At 68.7% G+C, this 3,735-nt stretch carries 3 protein-coding genes and 3 pseudogenes; 3 read left to right on the forward strand and 3 right to left on the reverse strand.

Features of this window, described 5'->3' with window-relative positions; genetic code table 11:
- Positions 1-96: 96 nt before the first annotated feature.
- Positions 97-1,244 (forward strand): annotated as a pseudogene (gene rodA / locus AC2W7C_RS14735) (rod shape-determining protein RodA); the annotation flags it as partial.
- A 91-nt stretch (positions 1,245-1,335) separates the two neighbouring features.
- Complete coding sequence (locus AC2W7C_RS14740) at positions 1,336-1,806, forward strand: DUF6173 family protein (RefSeq protein ID WP_486002092.1); 471 nt, start codon at positions 1,336-1,338, stop codon at positions 1,804-1,806.
- A 133-nt stretch (positions 1,807-1,939) separates the two neighbouring features.
- Here the strand turns inward: AC2W7C_RS14740 and pip are convergent, their stop codons facing one another.
- A complete protein-coding gene (gene pip, locus AC2W7C_RS14745; RefSeq protein WP_486002093.1) occupies positions 1,940-2,914 on the reverse strand; it encodes a prolyl aminopeptidase in 975 nt (324 codons plus the stop codon).
- A gap of 28 nt (positions 2,915-2,942) precedes the next feature.
- The gene (locus tag AC2W7C_RS14750) at positions 2,943-3,314 is read right to left on the reverse strand and encodes a DUF423 domain-containing protein (RefSeq protein ID WP_486002094.1); all 372 of its coding nucleotides are present in this window, start codon (positions 3,312-3,314) and stop codon (positions 2,943-2,945) included.
- Positions 3,315-3,381: 67 nt separating this feature from the next.
- Here AC2W7C_RS14750 and AC2W7C_RS14755 point away from each other — a divergent pair.
- Positions 3,382-3,549, forward strand: a pseudogene (locus AC2W7C_RS14755) (MFS transporter); the annotation flags it as partial.
- 27 nt (positions 3,550-3,576) lie between these two features.
- Here AC2W7C_RS14755 and rpsI read toward each other — a convergent pair.
- Positions 3,577-3,735 (reverse strand): annotated as a pseudogene (gene rpsI, locus AC2W7C_RS14760) (30S ribosomal protein S9); the annotation flags it as partial.

Here is a 3,735-nt window from a genome sequence, read left to right on the forward strand (position 1 = left end):
CGCCGCGCCCGGCCCGGACATCAGCGCTGCGACCCCGTCTCCGGCCCCGTCTCCGGCGCCCGCCGGACCGCGTCCCTACACCGGCGAGCCCCCGCAATGACCGCCTCGGCCCTCACGCGTCCCGGCGAGCGGGACGGCTTTCGACCAAGATCGCCGAGCTGGACTGGCGGCTGATCGGCCTGCTGTGCGCCATCGCCTGCGTCGGCGCGGCCATGCTGTATTCGATCGCCGGCGGCCACTGGCAGCCCTGGGCGGTCAAGCACGTGATCCGCTTCGGCGCCCTTCTGGCGGTCATGCTGGCATTAGCTATGGTCCACCCGAAGTGGTGGTTCCGCGCCGCCTATCCGATGTACGGCGTGCTGTTGCTCCTGGTGCTGATGATCGAGTTCACGCCGCTGGGCTACACGGCCGGCGGGGCCAAGAACTGGCTGAACCTGGGCTTCATCCGCATCCAGCCGGCCGAGTTCATGAAGCTGGGCCTCGTGCTGGCCCTGGCGCGCTGGTACCACAACCACACCGCCCAGGAGGCCAAATGGTCGTGGAAGCTGCTGATCCCGGCGGCGATGATCGGCGTGCCCTTCCTGCTGGTCGCCAAGCAGCCCGACCTGGGCTCGGCGATGGTCATCGGCCTGACCGGGGCGGCGGTCATGTTCGTGGCCGGCCTCAGCTGGCGCGTCATCGCCGCGGCGGGCGGGGCGGCGGTGGTCTTTGTGCCTCTGTTCGTGATGTTCGGCATGCACGACTACCAGCGCAACCGGGTGCTGACCTTCCTCAACCCCGGATCGGACCCCACCGGCACGGGCTACAACATCATCCAGTCCAAGATCGCGCTCGGCTCGGGCGGCTTCCTGGGCAAGGGCTACGGCCTGGGCAGCCAGAGCCAGCTGGAGTTCCTGCCCGAGCGGCACACAGACTTCATCTTCTCCACGGTGGCCGAGGAGTTCGGCTTCGTCGGCTCCTTCTTCACCCTGGCCTGCTACGTCGGCGTCATCCTGATCGCGCTCAGGATCGCATCCTTGGCGCACAGCCATTTCGGGCGGATCGCCGCCGCGGGCATGACCGCCTTCTTCGCCATCTTCGTGCTGATCAATGGGGCGATGGTGATGGGGCTCGCGCCGGTCGTGGGCGTGCCCATGCCGCTGCTGTCCTACGGCGGGTCGTCGATGATGACGGTGATGTTCGGCTTCGCCCTGGTGCTGTCCACCCGCGTCCACCGCTACGCCGAGCTGCCGAAGAGCCAGGGGACTGCTCTAGATGAACGGGGCGCGGCGTCCGGCGGCGTCCGCGGCGCCGCGGCTGCTGGCCCGACGCCGGGGGAATGATTAGGTTGGGCTCATGTCCGACGCTTCCCAGCCCGATGCGCCCGTCGTCGCTCCGGCCTCGATGTTCTCCGACTGCGGCGACAAGCCCTGCCCGGAGCCGGTCCTGCCCACCGCCACGCCCGAGCAGGCCTCGGCCCTGACCGACGGGGTGCGCATGCGCGAGAACCCCGCGGAATGGGCTTTCGTGCGCCTCTCCAAGCTGATCGAGGACTACGAGAAGGGTCTGGACAAGGACGAGGAGGTCGGCGCCCGCATCGTCGGCCTGCCCGGCGACGGCGTCATGCAGATCGAGGACGTCGGCTTCTGGGGGCCGGACTTCATCCTGTTTCTGGGCAAGAACGGGGAAGGGCGACCGGTGCGCCTGATCCAGCACTACGCCCAGATCAACGTCCTGCTGGACGCCCGCAAGAAGCCCGACGAGCGCCCCGCCCGCCGGATCGGCTTCCAGCTGTCGGAACTGGTCGAGAAGACCAATCCGAAGTGAGTGGTTAGTGGCTAGTGGCTAGTGGTTGATGGTCAGCCGCCGGCGCTTCATCCGGACGCGGTGGTTCCAGCCACTAGCCACTAACCACTAACCACTAGTCGCCGCTCCCGGCGGCCGGGCGAGGCGCGATCGACTACAGCCCCGCCGCCCAGTCGGTCGCGCGCACCAGGCTGTCGACGATGCCCGGCTCGCTGGACGCGTGGCCGGCGTCCTTGACGATGTCCAGCTTGGCTTCCGGCCAGGCGCGGTGCAGGGCCCAGGCGCTGGTGATCGGGGTGACGACGTCGAAGCGGCCCTGAGCGATCCAGCAGGGGATGTGGCGGATGCGGCCGATGTTCTTCAGCAGCCAGCCTTCCTCGGGGAAGAAGCCGCCGTTCATGAAGTACCAGCACTCGATGCGGGCGAAGGCGACGGCGAACTCGGGCTCGGCGAACTTGTCGGGCCGGGCGTCGGGACCCTGGACGCTGACAGTGTCGCCTTCCCAGCTGGACCAGGCGATGGCGCAGCGCTCGCGCTGGGCCTTGTCGGTCCCGGTCAGGCGCTTGTAGTAGGCGCCCATCAGGTCATGCCGCTCGTCCTCGGGGATCGGCTCCAGGAAGCGCTCCCAGGCGTCCGGGAAGATTTGCGAGGCGCCGTCTTGGTAGAACCAGTGCAGCTCCGGCTTGGTCAGCAGGAAGATGCCGCGCAGCAGCAAGGCCGTGACCCGTTCGGGGTGGGTGATGGCGTAGGCCAGGGACAGGGTGGAGCCCCAGCTGCCGCCGAACACCGCCCACTTGTCGACGCCCAGCAGCTCGCGCAGGCGCTCGATGTCCTCGATCAGGGTCCAGGTGGTGTTCTCTTCCAGCGAGGCGTTGGGTCGGCTCTGGCCGCAGCCGCGCTGGTCGAACAGGACGATCCGGTACTTGGCCGGGTCGAAATAGCGCCGCATCCCCGGATTGACCGCTCCGCCTGGGCCGCCGTGCAGGACGACCACCGGCAGGCCCTGCGGATTGCCGCATTCCTCGTAGTAGACCTCGTGGATGCTTCCGGTCTGCATGAAGCCGGAGGCGTAGGGTTCGATTTCGGGATACAGGTCGCGGCGGGGTGTTTCGGGCGCGGGGAAGGCCATACTGTAATCGGGTCTTTCTGCGAGCCGCTCAGGCGGTGTGAGACTGTGACCGCAATGCGGCAAAGGCGAGCAAAAGCCAAGCGGCGATCATCAGAACGCCGCCGATCGGGGCGACCGCCCCCATGACCGACAGGCCCAGCAGGCCGATCGACGACAGCGCCAGGGCGAAGATCAGCCCGCCTGACGCCGCCAGCCAGCCGGCGATCTCCGCCAGCCGGCCCCGCCCGGGCCAGATGGCGCAGACCAGGGCCAACAGGGCGTGGGCCATTTGGTACTGTGCGCCCGTGGTCAGCAGGCTCTTGATCGCCGGACCCGCGCCATGAGCGGCGAAGGCCCCGACGCCCACGGCCATGGCGCCGTTCAGGGCCGCGAAGGCCGCGAGAGTGCGGGTCACCGTCATGACGCGACGCTAGCCGACAGAATCCGACGCGTCTGCTATTCGCAGCGCCATGACCTCCGCCCGGCGCATGGCTTTGCAGTACGTGTTGCTCTTCGGCGCCAGTGGGGTGTCCCTTCCGTTTGCAGGCCTGTGGTTTCGCGCGCAAGGGTTGAGCGGCGCGGCCATCGGCCTGCTGCTGGCCGCGCCCATGCTGGGCCGAATCGTGACCGGGCCCCTGCTGGCGGTCTGGGCCGACGGCTTCCGCAGCCGCCGCACTCCGATCGCGATCCTGGGCCTGGTCATGGGCGCGGGCTACGCCGGGGCCGTACTTCTTGCGCTCGACGACGCGGCTGTCGCGGGTCAGGAAGCCGTGCGGTTTCAGAACCTTGCGCAGTTCCGGCTCGTAGTGCGTCAGGGCGTGCGACAGGCCGTGGCGGATGGC

The organism is Brevundimonas sp. CURTG3B2_SDJG, assembly GCF_057364705.1.

Excerpts from the sequence above, each read along its gene's own strand:
- AC2W7C_RS14740 (WP_486002092.1), top strand. The coding sequence starts at position 1,336 with ATGTCCGACGCTTCCCAGCCCGATGCGCCCGTCGTCGCTCCGGCCTCG.
- pip (WP_486002093.1), bottom strand. The coding sequence starts at position 2,914 with ATGGCCTTCCCCGCGCCCGAAACACCCCGCCGCGACCTGTATCCCGAA.
- AC2W7C_RS14750 (WP_486002094.1), bottom strand. The coding sequence starts at position 3,314 with ATGACGGTGACCCGCACTCTCGCGGCCTTCGCGGCCCTGAACGGCGCC.